This is a genomic window from Arcicella sp. GW458-12-2-14-TSB2 (assembly GCF_059423785.1).
The window spans coordinates 1-1,142 of the sequence record NZ_JBWKYN010000361.1 but is presented as its reverse complement, the minus strand read 5'-3'; the positions used below and the strand labels follow the sequence as shown (position 1 = coordinate 1,142).

Below are 1,142 nucleotides of genomic sequence, written 5' to 3'. Positions count from 1 at the left end.
TTGGGAAGTGAAAAAGTTAGGAGATTTAGGAGTTTTTTTCTCTGGAGGCACACCTTTAACTGCTAATAAAGACTACTTTAATGGTGATATTCCTTTTATCAAATCTGGAGAAATTAATTCTGACAGAACAGAACAATACCTTTCAGAAGAAGGCTTAAAAAACTCTTCCGCAAAAATGGTAAAAATTGGAGATTTGATTTATGCATTATATGGTGCAACAAGTGGAGAAGTGGGCATTTCAAAAATTAATGGAGCAATCAATCAAGCAGTTTTATGTATGCGAACAAGTATAAACAATATTTTTTTAATGAATTATTTGATACTGCAAAAAGAAAGCATCTTAAAAACCTACTTGCAAGGAGGTCAAGGAAATTTGTCTGCTGAAATAGTTAAATCACTAAAAGTTTTTGTCCCAAATATAGAAGAACAGAATAGAGTCGCCAATTTCCTTGCATCAATTCATACTAAGATTGATATTGAAACCCAACTTTTGAAAAAGTTAGAAGAACAGAAAAAGTTTTTATTACAAAATCTTTTTGTTTAATGTTTGCCATTATCGGCAAGAAAAAATAAATTTTCTTGCCGATAGCCTTTTTTAAATAAACATTTGCTGTAACAGGTATTTTTTTTGCTTTTCAAGCAGTTCTAAGATTTGTTTTTCGGTTTGGATTTTTTCGTCTATTGAGGAAAGAAAATTAGCAATTTTGGTTTGTAATTCTAAAGAAGGAACTGAAATTATAAATTTTGAAAACTCTGTTTTGTTAATAATTGGCATAGTAGATGAACTCTGTGTAGATTTTATGAATTCTGAAATGTTTGCAATAGCATAGAATACAAATTCATTATTAAAAGCCAAATTAGGAATAATAGAATTTATTTGTTGATTTGTTACACAAGGCTTCAATGATAAACTCATCTTTCCAATTGAAGCTATACAGGTAAACATTATGCTCTTTGTCGGTAAAATTTTCAACTTTTCAGTTTTTTTTATTGTTCGTTCAGTTAAATATTGATATTTACTTTCGTTTATATCTGTCGGTGTAACAAATTGTATATTCCCATCCCATAAATCTAAATCTTTAGTACTTGGTGTTTTTCCTGTAACCACTTCTCCAATATCTCCCAACTTCTTTTCTTCCCAT

2 protein-coding genes are annotated in these 1,142 nt (G+C 29.5%); one reads left to right on the top strand and one right to left on the bottom strand.

Going from position 1 to position 1,142, the window contains the following annotated elements; all coding sequences use genetic code 11:
• The coding region (locus AC07XN_RS24455) for a restriction endonuclease subunit S (protein WP_494744946.1) at positions 1 to 544 on the top strand (544 nt) is incomplete at its 5' end.
• Between the two features lie 51 nt (positions 545 to 595).
• Here AC07XN_RS24455 and AC07XN_RS24450 read toward each other — a convergent pair.
• The coding region (locus tag AC07XN_RS24450) for a restriction endonuclease subunit S (RefSeq protein ID WP_494744945.1) at positions 596 to 1,142 on the bottom strand (547 nt) is incomplete at its 5' end.